Raw genomic sequence first — 18,111 nt, 5'->3', positions numbered from 1 at the left:
TCGTCAAACAGACTGTGAGCCGGGGAGATTTGCCGATTGCCAGGCATCTCGTTCGGCTCGCAACCAGTCAAGAAACAGCCGCACTTTCTTCTGGCGCAGATGGTCCCTTGGGCATACGATCCACTGGGTAACGATGCGAACGTCGGGTGGCGAAATGACGGGGCAGACGAGCCGTCCGCTTTTAAGCTCGTCTCCCATCATCAATGTACTTTCCAGGGCTATACCCATCCCACCCACGGCGGCGTCGATTGCCATGTGGCTGCGGTCAAACAATATGCGACGCCAGCGCTCATCAGCGGGCACGCCTGCCTGGGGGAACCAGCTATTCCACTGTGCCTGCGACTTGGCTGAATGGATCAGCCTGTGTTTCATCAAATCTGCCGGGGTCAAGCTGCCGACGGTCGCGTATTCTGGAGAACAGACAGGATAAAATTGCTCCTCCGTGACACCCTCGACAAACAACCCCGGCCACCGGCCATCTCCGTGCCGAATTTCGAGATCGACCGCTTCCTGATTGAAATCTGTCGGCTCATTGGTGCCGTCCAGACGAAGCTCCAAATCAGGGTGCTGATCAAGGAGGTTTCCCAAACGCGGCAATAACCATTTATTGGAAAAAGTCGGGGTGGCCCGAACGGTCAATGTCGTGATCGAGCGAAAGCCGCGGATTGTTCCGGTAGCCTCTTCAATTCGCTCGAACTGATCTGCGATCATGGAAAAATAGCGTTCCCCGGCTTCTGTCAAAGCGATACCACGTCCCGCTTTGGTTAGCAGGCTAACGCCAAGCTGCCCTTCCAATAACTGGATTTGCTGGCTGACCGCCGAGGACGTCACCTTCAATTCCTCTGCTGCGCGGGAAATGCTGCCCGCCCGGGCGGCGGTATGGAAAACCAGAATTGCTTTGACCGGCAAGGGCATGCGGACTCTCAAGGGAAAGCGATATTGTGAGCGAGCGTAACACAAGACCAAGATGGCACGAAAGCCAACAGTACAAACGATCAAGGACACTAACTCGAAAACTTTGCGATTGAGATGTTACAAGTTATTGACGTGCAGAGCGTCGGGTAAAAACCGTTATCGACAAGATGATCGCCACCGCACGCGACTATACGCAATCGAAGTATTACCAAAACTTAAGGTGATTTTGTCGTGAGATAGGCGTTTCCTATTTTAGGGAAGACGTCCAGCGTGCGATGGCGCGTCGCGGTTTTCCTGCTCTCGCCGGAACTTTGCCATGAAAAAATTTTGGATACTCGCCAGTGTCGCCGTCATTGCTGCTGCAGCTTGGCCTTTTCGCGATGACATACCTTATGTGAAAGACATTCCCTATTTCGCAAAAACCGGTCAGCCTCAAACCGCCAACAGCTTAAATGCAGGTCATACTGACGACACGAAAGCTTCAGGCCAAGGCGATGGTGGCCAGAACCAGCGGCGTGGCCAAGGTGGCGGACGCAGAAATGGCGGGCCGCCGACGGTCTCCACCATGGTCGTAGAGCGTGCGCAATTGCCGATGGACGTAATGGCAACGGGCTGGGCGGTAGCGGCGGACATGACCAATATCGCCCCGCGCCAGCAGGGCGTCGTCACGTCGGTTGCAGCGCAAGATGGGCAGGAAGTCAAAGCTGGCGATCTCATTTTGAAAATGGATGATCGTTATGCCGTCGCCGCCGTCGCAAAGGATACCGCGAATATCGCCGCCGATCAGGCCACGCTTGCGCAGGCGCAGGCCGCGTTCGACCGCGCCTCCAACCTAACGAGACAGAACGCAGAATCACAGCAGACGTTCGAGCAGAGCCGTGCGGCGCGAGATTCGGCTTCGGCGAAGATCGATGCCGACAAGGCGACGCTCCAGTCCGATCAGGCCGCTTTGCAGGATATGGAAATTCGCGCGCCCTACAATGGCCGTCTTGGCGATGTGATGGTCAGTCCCGGCGCTTATCTGAGTGCGGGCGTCACCATCGTCACCATTACCCGGTACGATCCGATTTCGCTCGAGTTCCGGCTGCCACAGCATTATCTTCCACAATTGCATGATGGACTGAAGTCGCAGGCCGCCGTCGATATCGATCCCGCCGCAACCGGGAGCGTGCAGGTGACGGGCAAGCTCAGCTTCTTCGACAACAATGTCGACCAGGCCTCCGGCACAGTGCTCGCCAAGGCTGAATTCCAGAACGACAAAGGGCTGGTCTGGCCGGGGCAATCGGCCAATGTGACCGTTCATTTCCAGGCAAATGACGACATGATCGTCGTGCCGACCGTTGCGTTGCGCGCCGGACCCGATGGACCATTCGTCTATACGGTCGATGACGGTCAGAAAGTGCATGTGACGACGGTGGTCGTCGACCGCTCCAATGGCGACAGAACCGCGATTGCGCAGGGCCTGAGCGGTGGCGAGCATGTGGTCGTTGAAGGTCAATCCGAGTTGACGGACGGGCAGACGGTGGTCGCCAAGCCGGTTTCGGGTGGGGAAAGCAATACGGTCGCAGAGAATAATGCGAAGATGGAGACCACGACGCCATGATCGCTCGCTTCTGCATCAACCGTCCCGTTGCAACCATTCTTCTGGCGCTTGGCATCGTGCTCGCCGGTCTGGCGGGTTATAGGCTGCTACCGGTCGCAGCGCTGCCGAAAGTCGATTTCCCGACGATCAACGTCTCGGCGTCGCTCTCCGGTGCATCGCCGGAAACCATGGCGACATCCGTGACCACGCCGCTGGTCAAGCAGTTCGAGACGATCCCCGGCATCAGCGAAATCAGTGCTACCAATACGCTCGGCAATACCTCCATCGTTATCCAGTTCGATCTCAACCGCGACATCGATGCGGCGGCAGCGGATGTGCAGGCGGCGATTTCGCGGGCGCAACGGCAATTGCCGACCAACATGACGACCACGCCGAGCTATCGCAAGACCAACCCCGCGGATGCGCCGGTCCTGCTTCTGGCCGTCAACAGCAAGGAAATGCCTGCCAGCAAGGTGGATGATATTGCAGAGAACATCATCTCGCCGCTGCTCTCCACCATCTCCGGCGTAGTTCAGGTCAGCGTCTATGGCGCCAAGACCTATGCGGTGCGGATAGGGCTCGATCCGTCGCTGCTTCAGGCGCGGCAGATCGGCGTCGATACGGTAACGACGGCCATCACTCAGGCGAACAATCAGGTGCCCGTCGGCGCGTTGCAGAACCAGAACCAGCGGCTGACCATCGATGCCGATACGCAACGCACCAATGCGGATGAGTTTCGCTCGCTGGTAATCGCCACCAAGAATGGTGCGCCTGTCCATCTGGGCGACGTGGCGAATGTTCAGGATAGCGTCGACAACCCGGATTCCGGCAGTTGGTTCGATGGCGAATCGGCAATCATACTCGCCGTCCAACGCCAACCGGATGCAAACACCGTCGAGGTGGTCGACGCCATAAAGGACAAGCTGCCTTCGCTGCGCGAACAGTTGCCGCAATCCATCAACATCCACGTCATGAACGATGCCTCGAGTGCCATCAAGGATGCTGTGTCGGACGTAAAATTCACGCTGTTCCTGACGATTGGACTTGTGGTTCTCGTCATCTACCTCTTCACAGGGCATCTGACGGCAACGATCATTCCCGGGCTGGCCGTGCCTCTGTCGCTTATCGCCGCTTTCGGCGCGATGTATTATCTCGGCTACAGCATCGACAACATATCCCTGCTGGGTTTGACGCTTTCCGTCGGTCTGGTGGTCGACGATGCCATCGTCATGCTGGAGAATATTCTGCGCCTGCATGAGGAAGGGCTGCCGATGCGCGAGGCAGCCATTCAGGGTGCCTCCGAAGTCAGCGCCACCATTCTGTCCATGTCCGTATCATTGGTCGCCGTTTTCATTCCCATTCTGTTGATGGGTGGCGTGGTTGGACGGCTGTTCAATGAATTCGGCATGGTCGTAACCCTTGCGATCATGGCATCCGCGCTTGTTTCGCTGACGGTGACACCGATGCTGGCCTCGCGCCTGTCATCTCATTCGTCGCGTCCTCCAGCCATTATTCGCTGGTTCAACGCCGGATTCGACCGAATCCTGGGTGGTTATGACCGCGCCGTGGGCTGGTGCCTGCACCATCGCGGCTTTGTGCTCATCTGCTTTGTGGGATCAGTCGCGGCTTCCGTGCTGCTCTTCAAGATACTGCCGTCCAGCTTTTTCCCCCAGGAGGATATCGGACGCCTTTCCGTTTCCACCCGCGCCCGCGAAGACATTTCCTATACGGCTATGAGCGATCTTCAGTCCCAGGTGGCGGCGGCGATCCGCGCAAATCCCGCGGTGCTGCACGTCACCTCCATCGTCGGCGGCAATTCGCGCAGCCCACTGAATAACGGCTCGATGTTCGTGGAGTTGAAGCCGAAGGAAGAGCGCCCTGCCCTTTCTCAGGTGCTGAACGAGTTGAACAGGGCCGCATCGAAGGTTGCGGGCATCCGAACCTATATCACACCACAGCAGAGTTTGAGGTTTGGTGGTCGAAGCTCTGCGTCGCAATATCAGCTGGTCGTTCAGGGGCTGAATTCAGACGCCACCAGCCAATGGTCGGCCACGCTGATGGATGCACTTCGCAAGGATCACACATTTACCTCGGTCACGTCGGATGCGCAGAATGGCGCGATAGCGGCCAAAATTGCCGTCGATTCGGAAAAAGCCGCCGCCTTCGGCATTACCAACGACCAGCTTCGCAAGACGTTGGAAATGTCCTTCGGCGGTTACGATGCGGCGCAAATTCAGTCTACCGGCAACAGCTATAACGTCATTGTGGAATTCGACCGGTCGAAACCATGGACGGACGATTTCCTGCGAGACATAAACATCCTGTCGACGAAGACCAATACGCTCGTCCCGCTATCGAACTTTGCGAGTGTCGAGCGCACCCCTGCCCCGGTAACAATCAACCAGACCGGCCAGCTGGTGTCCACGACCATCTCGTTCAACCTGCCGGATGGTGTATCCCTCAGTCAGGCTGTGGAACGGATCGATGCAATCAAGGCTGAGGTCGGGCTTCCGCCGGACGTCTTCACCTCCTATGGCGGCACGGCGGCAATCTTCCAGCAGTCGCAAGGCAACACCGGCCTTCTGATCCTTGCTGCTGTCTTGACGATCTATGTGGTGCTGGGCGTACTTTATGAAAGCTTCATCCATCCGCTGACCATCCTCTCCGGCCTGCCAGCGGCGGCGCTCGGCGCATTGCTGGCGTTGGAGGTCATGGGCATGGATTTCTCGATCATCGCCCTGATCGGCTTGTTGATGCTGATCGGCATCGTCAAGAAGAACGCGATCATGATGATCGATGTGGCGGTCGAAACCATCCGGTCAAAGGGAGAAACCGCTATCGAAGCCATTCACGAGGCCTGCGTGCGCCGTTTCCGCCCGATCATGATGACCACTTTCTGCGCGCTTCTGGGTGCCCTGCCGATTGCGCTCGGCTCCGGTGCGAGTTCGGAGCTCCGTCAACCACTCGGCATCGCCGTGGTGGGCGGTCTGCTGGTTTCGCAGGTCCTGACGCTGTTCATCACGCCGGTCATTTTCGTTGAGATGGACAACCTAGGCAAACGACTTGCTCGGATGTTCCATAAGCATCACGCCGAAGAACACCCGACCAATGCCGATACGCTGGAAACACCCAACAAGAAGGCTGCAGCCTGACCGAGATGTCAAATCGCGGCGGTTACGACGACGCGCAGACCGGGAGCGTTGTTTTCTTCGTCCAGATGAGCCTTCAGACGGTCGCCGATGGCGGCCAGCATGCGTGAGCCGAAACCGCTCTTGTTCTCATCGCCCTTGCCGCGTCCCTTGTCGGCAACGATGAGGCGGAAGGAGGAACGATGCTGTTCAAGCTTGATCAGCAGCGAGCCAGGCTCCCCGTCATAAGCATACTTCTGGGCGTTGATGATAAGCTCGGTCAGCAACAAGCCGACATTCACGGCCCGATCCGTCGAAATCAGGATCGGCGCGAGATCGATGGTCATATGATCGACCCAGCGCTGGTCCATCGACGTCTGCATGTCCCGAACCAAATCCTCGAGATAGCGGGAAAGATCGATGATCTCGACGCTGTCATCCTGATAGAGCCGCCTGTGAACCAGCGCGACGGCATTCAAGCGCTTCTGCGCTTCCTCAAGCTGTGTCGTCACGGTCTCATCGGAAGCCGAGCGCGCCTGCATCCGAAGAAACGCGGACACGAGCTGAAGGCTGTTCTGAACGCGGTGGTTCACCTCTTTCAGCAGATAATCCTTCTGCTTCATCAGGCTTTCGTTTTCCTTCAGCGTCGTTGTCAGCTCCATGTTGAGCTGGCGCGTGCGACGATTGTTGCGATGGTCCAGCATCAGCCGGACGATGCGGCTGGCGGCATCGATTTCCGCGTGGCTCCACGGTTTAGCCTTTTCGCGAACGCTTTCCGTCCATGCCTCGAATGAGGTTCTTGGATTAAGGGTTGCGTCGGGATCCGCCGAAATATCCTTATGTGGATTTCCAGCCCATTTCACCACTTCCAGATGTTCGGCCCTGACCCAAAGCAGGATCGTTGGGACTTCTGTCGACATGGTAACGGCGAGCAGCCCGCTGGCACGATCCGCATAGGCCTTCGCCTCAGGAAAAAGACGGGAAAGGCTCGCCGTTGCAAGCGGCTGGACCGCTGCGGGGCGACGCACGAACTCTGCGATTTCACGGACATCGATATTGTCCGGGCAACGCCCAAAAGTGAACAGATCCTTGCCCTGCACGGCGGCAAAACCATCGGCATTCATCAACTTGGCAAGCTCGCGCCCAGAATTCTGGAAGAAATCGCCCAGCGACTTGTCGCCACCCAGTTGCGAGATCACGGCATCTTCCTGCGAACGCAGCCGGATACGCTCGCGATAGAATTCCGCCTCTTCCTTGGCCTTGACCTGTCGGGTAAGGCCGCCAGCCAACGCCTGACAGGCAAGACGGATGCTGAGCGGAATCGTTTTGGGCTCATGGTGATGGCAGGCTATCAGACCCCAGAGCGTGCCATCCTTGACAATCGAGATGGAAGCGGAGGCTGCGACACCCATGTTTCTTAAATACTGAAGATGCACAGGAGACACGCTGCGCAGCATCGAATCGCTGAGATCGAGACCCGAAAAATCAGCCGCCCCCTGAATCGGCTGAGGTGTGTAGTTCACATTCGGAATGACGCGCACCTTGTTGCGAACATAGAGCGCACGGGCTTGTCTCGGGATATCAGTTGCAGGGAAATGATGGTTCATGAAACTGGCGGAGTCTTCGTCCAGACTTTCGCCCGTCACGACACCCGCATCGTCATCGAGAAATTGATAGAGCATCACACGGCCATAGCCGGTCAGCTGACGAAAGGTTTTCGCAGCTTCGGCACCGAGATCGGCAAGCGTTCCGGCTCGCTCGAACAAAGAAGCGGCTGCCTCCAATCCGTAGAGGAAAGGAATGCTCAGAACCGCGTCCTCCTCTGCGTCATCCAGTTCCACCAGGAGGTAAGTGCCAGAAGGGACGCAGACCGCGTTCAAGTCTCCAGTCTTGGAAGAAACGCGACCCATCACCGCCGGCTGGCCGACCCGCGCTGTTTCCAACGCATGGGTCAGGTCGAGCTTCAGGAACTCATCAAGCTTCTCACCACGCCAGTTTTTCTCGAAACGACTTGCCACATCTCCCGCGGCACCGACGATTTCCAGACTTTGGGCGTCGGCCACGAGCACGACACCATGAGGCTGTATGGACCCAGGTCGATGGATGGGCTCCAGATCACATGAAATGATCTGGGTGTTCTCGTCTCGCAACATGCGGTTCTCCCATCCTGGCATCCTGCATTGCAGAACGCCCCGCACGCCGAACGCGTACAGTAATTGTTATCTTTTATCAGTATTTTCGAAGAAAGGTAATTTTAAGTTCTGTTTTTGTATCCATCATTTCGTGCAGGAAAAATTTTATATGCTCCGGAACATTTCCTCGCTATGCAAATTATCGCTACCGATGGAATGCGGAAAAGTTCATGGTTGAATATTTACTGCCCTCTGAGGCGCGTAGGGCCGGTGAGAAGCTTCTTGCCGAGCATGTTTCGGAAGATCCGTTTGCGGCAGCATTCAAAGCTACGCGCATGCCGATGATTATTACGGATCCGAATCAGGAAGATAACCCTATTATCTTCTGCAACCGTGCTTTCAACGAATTGACGGGTTACTCCAACGACGAACTCATCGGCAGCAATTGCAGACTTCTGCAAGGTGAGGCGACCGATAGGGAGACCGTCCGAAAAATCAGCGAAGCAGTTGCGTCCGAACGGTCCGTCGCGGTCGATATTCTGAACTATCGCAAGGACGGCACTCAGTTCTGGAACGCGCTCTTCGTGAGCCCCGTGCGGGACGCCAATGGCAAGGTGATTTATTTCTTTGCCTCTCAGCTGGATTTCACACGCATAAAGACCAAGGAAGCGGAGCTCGCGGAGGCGCGCAACCAGGCGGAGGAGGAAGTCACCCGTCGCACAAAAGATCTGAGCGACGCGCTGGAAGCCAAGACGTTGCTGGTTCACGAGGTCGACCACCGCGTCAAGAACAACCTGATGACCATCGCCTCAATTGTGAAGCTGCAGGACCGGATGACCAAGAACGACACGGTCAGCGCGACGCTGAAGTCCGTTCTTAACCGGATCGAGGCGCTGAGCACCGTTCATCGCAAGCTTTTCACGCTGGAAAACATCGCGCGTTTTGACGTTGCGGATTTCGCCGAGGATCTGGTCGTGAACCTGACCGGGCAGTTGAAGCGAAGCGATATCAATGTTCAGCTCGATCTTTCGCCGGTTTACGTTCCGGCCGCCAAGGCGTCTCCACTTTCCTTGATCGTAAACGAACTTGTTGGAGATGCTGTTCGACGCGGGCTAGGTGATGGCGGCGGCGATATTCACGTGACCGTCAAGCGGCTGAACGGGCATTTTCTGATACGGGTTGAAGATACGATAGATCCGGTAAAGGCCGATGAGGAGGAACAAAGGTTCAGCCAGTTGCTCCTTGAGACCTGCGCCGGGCAGGTCAACGCCGATATCAAACGTGAAAGAGACGGGAGACGCACGGCGGTTAGCGTTACCCTGATGGTGGAAAATGAAAAGGAATGACGACTTGCGCATAATGATCGTGGAGGACGAAGCCCTCCTCGCACTGGAACTCGAAAGCGAAATCGAAGCGGCAGGCCATTCCGTCATTGGCATTGCCGCTGCAAGCTGGGCTGCGCGCGATCTGGTGGATCGGGAAAGCCCGGACTTCGCCTTTGTCGATATCCATCTGGTGGACGGCCCGACCGGCGTCGATGTGGGCCGTTATCTGACCGAAAAGAATATTCCTTACGTCTTCGTCAGTGGCAATATCAAACGCATTCCCGATGACTTCGCCGGTGCCGTTGGTGCCATCGAGAAGCCTTATACGGTCAATGGTTTGCAGAATGCTCTGGACTATTTGCATGCCAAGCTGAGCGGTGATCGCAGCGCAACTGTTCCACCAAACCTTATTTTGCCTGAGCGCGTCTGATCGAACGCCTCGAGAGCCAACACTGTGATGAACAATAAAATAAATTTACGACATACCGCCATTTCAAACCGGTGATGTCTGCACCCTGGGGGTGGAAAACGTGACGAGCAGCACCGGCAATATCGGTCCTATCCTGACACAGTTGTTCGAGCAGGCGCCGACTTTCATCGCGTTGTTGCGAGGGCGTGAACACCGTTTCGAGCTGGCAAATCCGAGCTACATGAACCTGGTCGGACGTCACGATATAGTAGGCAAAACAGTTGCAGAAGCCTTGCCCGATGCGAAAGCCCAGGGGTTCGTGAAAATACTGGACGACGTTTACGAAAGCGGCGTCGCCTATTCCGCCTCCGGCGCTTTGTTTGCCGTCCAGTCTGACCCAAACGGACCAGTGGATGAAAGATATCTCGATTTCGTTTATCAGCCGATCCGCGGTGCGGACGGAGAGGTCAGCGCCATTTTCGTAGAGGGTGCGGATGTAACCGAACGCACACTCGCCGAAAAAGCACGCCGCGAAAGCGAAGAGCTCTACAAGGGCCTTTTCGACGCCATCGACGAAGGCTTCTGCATCATCGAGTTTTTCGATGGGCCGCATGGTCCCGATAGCGACTATATCCACATTCAGGCCAACGATGCCTATGCCCGTCACGCCGGAATTCCGAACGTGGTCGGGCAAAAGCTGCGTGAAATGGTACCTGATGAAGCGGACGCTTGGATAGCACGCTATGGAGCCGTGTTGAGCACCGGGCAACCCATCCGCTTCCAGCAGGAACTGGTCGCGACGGGTCGATACCTCGAACTCGCCGCCGTGCGCATAGAGCCGAAAAGCAAGCGGCAGGTTGCCGTTATGTTTCAGGATATCACTGCACGAAAGCGCGCGGAGAACGCGCTCGCGACGCTCAATGCCACACTCGAACAGCAGGTTATGGCGCGCACCACGGAGCTTATGGCAGCTGAGGAAGCACTGCGGCAGGCACAGAAGATGGAAGCCGTCGGGCAGTTGACGGGCGGACTGGCCCATGACTTCAACAATATTCTCGCCGGTATCAGCGGCAGTCTGGAAATGATGAATACGCGCCTTGCGCAGGGTCGCATCAGTGAACTCGACCGCTATATCAATGGCGCCATGGGTGCGACCAAACGTGCCTCAGCGCTGACACAGCGGCTTCTTGCCTTCTCGCGCCGCCAGACACTGGACCCGAAGCCGTTGAATATCAACATTCTGGTCGAAAGCATGCTGGATTTGATCACCCGCAGCGTTGGGCCGGAAATAAAGGTCGAAACCGTGGGAGCGGCGGGTGTCTGGCCGACATTCGTGGATGCAAGCCAGCTTGAGAATGCCCTTCTCAACCTCTGCATCAACGCGCGAGACGCCATGCCGGGCGGTGGAAAGCTGACCATAGAAACCGGCAACCGATGGATGGACGAGCGTTCCGCACGCATGCGCGGCCTGGAGCCGGGTCAATATGTATCCCTCTGCGTGTCCGATACCGGCACAGGCATGTCGCCTGAAGTCATAGAGCGTGCATTCGACCCCTTTTACACGACAAAGCCGATTGGCCAGGGAACAGGCCTTGGCCTCTCCATGGTCTATGGTTTTGCCGGGCAATCGGGCGGCGCGGCGCGCATTTATTCCGAACTGGGCAAGGGAACGATGATCTGCATCTACCTGCCCCGCTATTCCGGCTCCATAGAGAGCGCTGATCTGGAAACAGAACACCCGGTCGAGCCACCTCGCGCCGATGGTGGCGAGACTATCCTCGTGGTGGATGATGAGCCGCTCGTGCGTATGCTCGCCGTCGAAGAGCTTCAGGATCTTGGTTACGCCGTGATTGAGGCGGAGGATGGTGCATCGGCACTGAAAATCCTCAATTCTGCGAGACAAATCAGCCTGTTGATCACCGATGTCGGTCTACCTGGCGGCATGAATGGGCGCCAGCTTGCGGATGCGGCCCGGGTCAATCGCTCCGATCTGGAGGTGCTATTCATTACCGGATACGCCGAAAACGCGGTCCTCAACCACGGTCATCTCGAACATGGCATGCACGTCATGACCAAACCCTTTCAGCTCGACGTTTTTGCCCAGCGGGTGAAGAGCCTTGTGGGCAAGGCAAAGTAACGGTGTAACCGCTCCTCGCCACGCAAATTTTTTCTGTATGGCCAAACATCGCAGGAAGTTCCGGCATCAGGATTAAGAAGCGTAGCAAATCTTTATTTTTGCTACCTTCACCCGTGTCATCTGCCTTGCAGCGAGAAAAATCGCTCCTTATATACGCCGCAGCACAGCAGAAATGCTGACAATTCGGCAAGACCATCCAAGTCAAGGATACGTCAATGGAATGCCTCCCGGGGTTCCGACGTCTCGCTTCAAGGAGAGAAGAAAAATGGCAAAAGTAATCGGTATCGACCTTGGCACGACCAACTCCTGCGTTGCAGTGATGGACGGCAAGGACACTAAAGTTATTGAAAACGCGGAAGGCGCACGCACGACCCCTTCCATGGTCGCATTCAGCGACGATGGCGAGCGTCTGGTCGGCCAGCCTGCAAAGCGTCAGGCCGTCACCAACCCAACCAACACGCTCTTCGCAGTCAAGCGCCTGATCGGCCGCCGTTACGAAGACCCGACCGTTGAAAAGGACAAGGGCCTCGTTCCGTTCGAGATCGTCAAGGGCGATAACGGCGACGCATGGGTTCAGGCTCAGGGCAAGGGTTACTCCCCGTCGCAGATCTCCGCGATGATTCTTCAGAAGATGAAGGAAACTGCTGAATCCTACCTCGGCGAAAAAGTCGAGAAGGCTGTCATCACCGTTCCCGCATACTTCAACGACGCCCAGCGTCAGGCCACCAAGGATGCAGGCCGCATCGCTGGTCTCGAAGTTCTGCGCATCATCAACGAGCCGACGGCTGCAGCACTTGCTTACGGTCTCGACAAGAAGGACGGCAAGACGATTGCTGTCTACGACCTTGGCGGCGGTACCTTCGATATTTCCGTTCTGGAAATCGGCGACGGCGTCTTCGAAGTGAAATCCACCAACGGCGACACCTTCCTCGGCGGTGAAGACTTCGACATGCGTCTGGTCGAATACCTTGCTGGCGAATTCAAGAAGGACCAGGGCATCGACCTGAAGGGCGACAAGCTAGCTCTGCAGCGCCTCAAGGAAGCTGCCGAAAAGGCAAAGATCGAGCTGTCGTCTTCGCAGCAGACCGAAATCAACCTGCCCTTCATCACGGCGGATGCGACCGGTCCTAAGCACCTGACGCTTAAGCTGACGCGCTCCAAGTTCGAAAGCCTGGTCGATGACCTGGTTCAGCGTACCGTTGCACCGTGCAAGGCGGCGCTTAAGGATGCCGGCGTTTCCGCTTCCGAGATCGACGAAGTCGTTCTCGTCGGTGGTATGAGCCGCATGCCGAAGGTGCAGGAAGTCGTCAAGCAGCTGTTCGGCAAGGAGCCACATAAGGGAGTAAACCCTGACGAGGTGGTTGCCATGGGTGCTGCCATTCAGGCAGGCGTTCTGCAGGGCGACGTCAAGGACGTTCTGCTTCTCGACGTCACACCACTGTCTCTCGGCATCGAAACGCTGGGCGGTGTCTTCACACGTCTGATCGACCGTAACACGACGATCCCGACGAAGAAGAGCCAGACCTTCTCGACCGCCGAAGACAACCAGTCTGCCGTGACCATCCGCGTTTCGCAGGGTGAGCGCGAAATGGCTGCCGACAACAAGTCGCTCGGTCAGTTCGACCTCGTCGGTCTGCCACCGGCACCACGCGGCGTTCCGCAGATCGAGGTCACCTTCGATATCGACGCCAATGGCATCGTGCAGGTTTCCGCCAAGGACAAGGGCACCGGCAAGGAACAGCAGATCCGCATTCAGGCATCTGGTGGTCTGTCCGACGCCGACATCGAAAAGATGGTAAAGGACGCTGAAGCCAATGCTGAGGCCGACAAGAAGCGTCGCGCTGGCGTTGAAGCCAAGAACCAGGCCGAAAGTCTTATCCACTCCACTGAGAAGTCGGTGAAGGAATATGGCGACAAGGTTTCCGAAACCGACCGCAAGGCCATCGAAGACGCCATTGCAGCCCTCAAGACGTCGGTTGAAGCATCCGAGCCGGATGCCGATGACATCCAGGCCAAGACCCAGACCCTCATGGAAGTTTCCATGAAGCTTGGTCAGGCCATCTACGAAGCCCAGCAGGCAGAAGGCGGCGAGGGTGCAGAAGGTGGCAAGGATGACGGCGTGGTCGATGCCGACTACGAGGAAATCAAGGACGACAAGAAGTCCGCTTAATTTGCGGCCTTCTTGCCAGATCGATGACTGACTAATATCCGGCTGCCCAAGTCTCTGATGATTTTAAGTTTCTTCAATCTTAAATCATCTTTGTCTGGCAGCCGGAAATCCATTTCCGGGGCTTGTTAATTAATGGCGAAAGCAGACTTTTACGAAACACTTGGCGTTAGCAAAACCGCTGACGAAAAAGAGCTGAAAAGCGCCTTCCGCAAACTCGCGATGAAGTATCACCCGGACAAGAATCCGGACGATGCCGAGTCCGAGAAAAAGTTCAAGGAAATCAACGAAGCTTACGAGACGCTCAAGGACCCGCAGAAGCGGGCGGCCTATGATCGTTTCGGCCATGCTGCCTTCGAACAGGGCGGAATGGGTGGAGCAGGTGGTGGCGGCGGCTTTGCTGGCGGCGGCTTCTCCGACATTTTCGAAGACATATTCGGCGAGATGATGGGTGGCGGTCGAGCACGCCGCTCCTCTGGTGGCCGCGAACGCGGTGCGGATCTTCGCTACAATATGGAGATTTCGCTTGAGGAAGCTTTTGCTGGCAAAACGGCGCAGATCAGGGTTCCCACATCCATAACCTGCGATGTCTGCACCGGTTCCGGCGCTAAGCCCGGCACCAGTCCGAAAACCTGTGGCACCTGCCAGGGTTCTGGACGTGTGCGCGCAGCCCAAGGCTTCTTCTCGGTCGAACGCACCTGCCCGACCTGCCATGGTCGCGGCCAGACGATCACTGATCCATGCACCAAGTGCCACGGTCAGGGCCGCGTGACCGAAGAGCGTTCGCTCTCCGTCAACATCCCCGCTGGTATCGAAGACGGCACACGTATCCGCCTTCAGGGTGAAGGCGAAGCGGGAATGCGGGGTGGTCCTTCGGGCGATCTTTACATCTTCCTGTCGGTGCGCCCGCACGAATTCTTCCAGCGCGATGGTGCCGATCTCTACTGCGCTGTGCCTATCTCGATGACGACGGCGGCACTCGGCGGCACATTCGATGTAACGACACTGGATGGAACGAAGTCCCGTGTGACGGTGCCGGAAGGCACACAGGCGGGCAAACAGTTCCGCCTCAAGGGTAAGGGGATGCCAGTCCTGCGTTCAGCGCAGACGGGCGATCTCTACATCCAGATCCAGATCGAAACGCCGCAGAAACTGACCAAGCGTCAGCGCGAACTTCTGCAGGAATTCGAGCAGATTTCCTCCAAGGAGAATAATCCGGAATCGACCGGCTTCTTTGCCCGGATGAAGGAATTCTTCGACGGCTGATCGCCATCGCAATATTCAAATGTGAAAACGCTGCCGCCTATCAAGACGGCGGCGTTTTTGTTTCTCAGCCCGAAAACCCGCCTTCATCCAGAAATGCCTGCTCCTCCTGCGTCGTTTCCCGTAGCAGGATCTCATTGCGGTGAGGAAAACGGCCGAAGCGCTGAACGATGTCGCGATGCTCGACGGCAAAGGGATGATAACGCTCGCCAAGCGGTTCGCAGAGCTTGCAGCATAGTTCCTGATCCGCAATCTCTTCTGAGTGCATGAGGGGAAGATAAATGAAGATTCGCAGCTCTTCATCGATGGCAGCATCATGCCCGCGGCTTAATGCTTCACGCGCGTAATGCAGCGCGAGCGTGTCGGTCGCATACATATGGGCCGTGCCGCGAAAACAGTTGCGTGGAAATTGGTCGAGCAGCAGCAACAGCGCAAGCGTGCTTTCAGGCTTTTCCAACCAGTTCTCGAGCTCCCGGCGAGCTGCCATGAAGTGCAGTTCACGAAATCGATCATGAAAGGATGCGTCGAAATGAGCGTCTTTCTCAAACCATTTTTCAGACCCGGCATCTTTCCAGAAGGCAAGGACATCGGCGGCGGAGACGGGGAGTGACGAAATACCCATGAGCAGCGCTCCTCAGTAATGCGGTGGCCTTGTAATGGCGGGGGCTTCCAGAGACTGCTCTTCGAGACTGAGGAAACGCTCCGTCAGCCTATCCAGCTTTGCACGGGTTTGTTCCACCACTTTCCACTGCTCTGTCAGCTGATCGGACAGCTCCTCGATGGTCTTTGTCTGATGCGCGATAGTCTCTTCAAGCGCGACGATGCGGGCTTCGGTGTTTTCCGGCACGGATGCCTCCATTTATGTGTCGGTCTGCTTTGACAGCTTTATACCCTGCAAACAAGACAAAGGCCGGACACGATGTCCGGCCTTTGGTATTTTCAGGATTTGCAAACCTATCAGCCTTCGTCTTGAAATACCTCCTCGCGCTTTTTCTTGACGCTTGGCAGGAAGACGACAACGAGAACGAGAAGAGCGATGATAAGCAGGGTCGCGCTGATCGGGCGCGTAACGAAAGTGCTCGGATCACCACGCGAAAGGATCATGGCACGCCGCAGGTTTTCTTCCAGCAGCGGGCCGAGAACGAAGCCGAGCAGAAGTGGTGCGGGCTCGCAGCGGAGTTTCACCAGCACGTAGCCAATGAAGCCGAAGAAGGCGACGGCGTAAAGATCGAAGACATTGGAGTTGACGCTGTAGACCCCGATGGCACAGAAGGCCATGATAATCGGGAAAAGCACGTAATAGGGTATGGTCAACAGCTTCACCCAAAGCCCGATCAACGGCAGGTTCAACACCACGAGCATCAGATTGCCGATCCACATGGAAGCGATGATGCCCCAGAACAGCGCTGGCTGTTCCGTCGCGACATTCGGACCGGGAACGATACCCTGAATAATCATCGCGCCGATCATCAGCGCCATCACCGGATTGGCCGGGATGCCCAGCGTCAGCAGCGGGATGAAGGATGTCTGTGCACCGGCATTGTTGGCTGATTCAGGGCCTGCCACACCTGCAATCGCGCCATGGCCGAACTCTTCCGGGTTCTTCGAAACGCGCTTCTCAACGGTGTAGGATGCGAAGGCCGCAAGGATGGCACCGCCACCCGGCAGAATACCGAGGGCTGAACCGATGATCGTGCCACGCACAACCGGCGCGAACATCTGCGCGAAGTCTTCCCTGCTGGGCAGAAGGCCCGAGACCTTGGCCATCAAAACGGAACGGCCTTTCTCATCCTCGAGGTTGCGAAGGATTTCCGCAATACCGAAGACACCAACGGCCACCGCAACGAAATTCAGGCCATCGGCATATTCGCGAATACCCAACGTGAAGCGCGGTGTGCCGCTGTAGATATCCGTGCCGACAAGACCGAGCAACAGACCGAGAACCACCATGGCCAAAGCTTTGATGATGGAACCATGCGCAAGTGCAATGGACGACACGAGGCCGACAACCATCAAGGAGAAATATTCGGCAGCACCAAACTCAAGCGCAATTGCCGTCAGCGGCGGCGCGAAAATCGCGACGAGGAAAGTAGAGACCGTACCAGCAACGAACGAACCGATAGCAGCAGTGGCCAGCGCCACACCCGCCTTGCCCTTGCGTGCCATCTGGTAACCATCAATGGCGGTGACGGCGGACGACGATTCGCCCGGCATGTTGATCAGGATCGCGGTGGTGGAGCCGCCATATTGTGCACCGTAATAGATACCGGCAAGCATGATGAGCGAGGAAACCGGCTCCAGCTGGAAGGTGATCGGCAGCAGCATGGCGATGGTTGCTGTGGCACCAATACCCGGCAACACGCCGATCAATGTTCCGAGCAGAACGCCGATCAGGCAGAAGAACAGATTATGAATGGATGAGGCGGTGTAGAAACCCAGCGCCAGATTATCGAACAGTTCCATGACGCGACCTCAGAAATTGAGCCAAGGGCCGAAGCGCTGGAAAGGCAGGCCGAGACCATAGTTGAAGACGACGACGGAGAAGACCGTGATACCGGCGGACAGAATGACTGCCATCAAAGGGCTCATCTTGTGCGATGCGAAGGATGCGATCAGCGCGCTGAAGAAAAGCGCCGGTACAAAGCCCAAACCGCGCACTGTGAACCCGAAAAAGATCGGCGCAGGCAAAATGAAGAAGATGCCGCGCCACGCAATCGGGCCGAGCGGCTCTCCCCTGACCTTTCCGGCGCGCAGCAGAATGACTGCTCCGAGCATGATGAGGATGAAGGAGAGTACGAGCGGAAAATATCCCGGCCCCATACGGAATGCCGTACCCAGCTCGAGCCCGTAGGATTGCAGCGCAAAAAAGCAACCCAGGCAGATGAATATGGCACCACAGATAGCCTCTGTAGCATCGAAGGAGAGTGATTTCATGGTTGTCCCCGCCTATGCGCATCGTTGCAAAACCGAGTACGATTTCGCAAGAAACGATGCGTCTGTTCTAAAGTGAAAGCGCTAGGCCTTTGTTCGAAGGCATTGCGCCATCGACTGAG

General features: G+C 56.8%; 13 protein-coding genes. 7 read left to right on the top strand and 6 right to left on the bottom strand.

The features are described from left to right. Window positions 1–3: 3 nt before the first annotated feature. Entirely contained in the window at window positions 4–915 is a 912-nt protein-coding gene (locus G6L28_RS00300; RefSeq protein ID WP_174061786.1) for a LysR substrate-binding domain-containing protein, read from the bottom strand. A gap of 316 nt (window positions 916–1,231) precedes the next feature. Here G6L28_RS00300 and G6L28_RS00295 point away from each other — a divergent pair, with 316 nt between their 5' ends. Together G6L28_RS00295 and G6L28_RS00290 are read left to right on the top strand one after the other, a co-directional pair. Further along, window positions 1,232–2,518 (top strand): efflux RND transporter periplasmic adaptor subunit, encoded by a 1,287-nt coding sequence (locus tag G6L28_RS00295; protein ID WP_174061785.1) that lies wholly within the window; start codon window positions 1,232–1,234, stop codon window positions 2,516–2,518. Beyond that, window positions 2,515–5,649, top strand: coding sequence for an efflux RND transporter permease subunit (locus tag G6L28_RS00290; RefSeq protein ID WP_174061784.1), 3,135 nt, complete (start codon window positions 2,515–2,517; stop codon window positions 5,647–5,649). Before G6L28_RS00295 ends, G6L28_RS00290 begins: the two co-directional genes overlap by 4 nt. Window positions 5,650–5,657: 8 nt before the next feature. Here G6L28_RS00290 and G6L28_RS00285 read toward each other — a convergent pair whose 3' ends face one another. Beyond that, window positions 5,658–7,778, bottom strand: coding sequence for a histidine kinase dimerization/phosphoacceptor domain -containing protein (locus G6L28_RS00285; protein ID WP_234902416.1), 2,121 nt, complete (start codon window positions 7,776–7,778; stop codon window positions 5,658–5,660). Between the two features lie 209 nt (window positions 7,779–7,987). Here G6L28_RS00285 and G6L28_RS00280 point away from each other — a divergent pair, with 209 nt between their 5' ends. The 5 genes from G6L28_RS00280 (at window position 7,988) to dnaJ (ending at window position 15,061) form a co-directional block, all read left to right on the top strand. Then, a complete protein-coding gene (locus tag G6L28_RS00280; RefSeq protein ID WP_174061782.1) occupies window positions 7,988–9,103 on the top strand; it encodes a PAS domain-containing protein in 1,116 nt (371 codons plus the stop codon). Between the two features lie 4 nt (window positions 9,104–9,107). Beyond that, window positions 9,108–9,512, top strand: coding sequence for a response regulator (locus tag G6L28_RS00275; protein ID WP_174061781.1), 405 nt, complete (start codon window positions 9,108–9,110; stop codon window positions 9,510–9,512). A gap of 100 nt (window positions 9,513–9,612) precedes the next feature. Beyond that, a complete protein-coding gene (locus G6L28_RS00270) occupies window positions 9,613–11,628 on the top strand; it encodes a PAS domain-containing protein (RefSeq protein ID WP_337795624.1) in 2,016 nt (671 codons plus the stop codon). Between the two features lie 265 nt (window positions 11,629–11,893). After that, entirely contained in the window at window positions 11,894–13,798 is a 1,905-nt protein-coding gene (dnaK, locus tag G6L28_RS00265) for a molecular chaperone DnaK (RefSeq protein ID WP_174061780.1), read from the top strand. Between the two features lie 132 nt (window positions 13,799–13,930). Continuing rightward, window positions 13,931–15,061, top strand: a complete 1,131-nt coding sequence (dnaJ, locus tag G6L28_RS00260; RefSeq protein WP_174061779.1) for a molecular chaperone DnaJ — start codon at window positions 13,931–13,933, stop codon at window positions 15,059–15,061. Between the two features lie 64 nt (window positions 15,062–15,125). Here the strand turns inward: dnaJ and G6L28_RS00255 are convergent, their stop codons facing one another. From G6L28_RS00255 to G6L28_RS00240, 4 genes are all read right to left on the bottom strand, one after another. After that, window positions 15,126–15,680, bottom strand: coding sequence for a DUF924 family protein (locus G6L28_RS00255; protein WP_174061778.1), 555 nt, complete (start codon window positions 15,678–15,680; stop codon window positions 15,126–15,128). 12 nt (window positions 15,681–15,692) lie between these two features. Next, window positions 15,693–15,905 (bottom strand): SlyX family protein, encoded by a 213-nt coding sequence (locus G6L28_RS00250; RefSeq protein ID WP_174061777.1) that lies wholly within the window; start codon window positions 15,903–15,905, stop codon window positions 15,693–15,695. A gap of 110 nt (window positions 15,906–16,015) precedes the next feature. Beyond that, the gene (locus G6L28_RS00245; RefSeq protein ID WP_174061776.1) at window positions 16,016–17,521 is read right to left on the bottom strand and encodes a tripartite tricarboxylate transporter permease; all 1,506 of its coding nucleotides are present in this window, start codon (window positions 17,519–17,521) and stop codon (window positions 16,016–16,018) included. Between the two features lie 9 nt (window positions 17,522–17,530). Further along, complete coding sequence (locus tag G6L28_RS00240; protein WP_174061775.1) at window positions 17,531–17,992, bottom strand: tripartite tricarboxylate transporter TctB family protein; 462 nt, start codon at window positions 17,990–17,992, stop codon at window positions 17,531–17,533. Window positions 17,993–18,111: the final 119 nt, after the last annotated feature.

This window comes from Agrobacterium larrymoorei, assembly GCF_013322225.1.
GTDB lineage: Bacteria > Pseudomonadota > Alphaproteobacteria > Rhizobiales > Rhizobiaceae > Agrobacterium > Agrobacterium larrymoorei_A.
The sequence above is the reverse complement of the archived record's forward strand: the minus strand, read 5'-3'. Positions and strand labels throughout refer to the sequence as shown.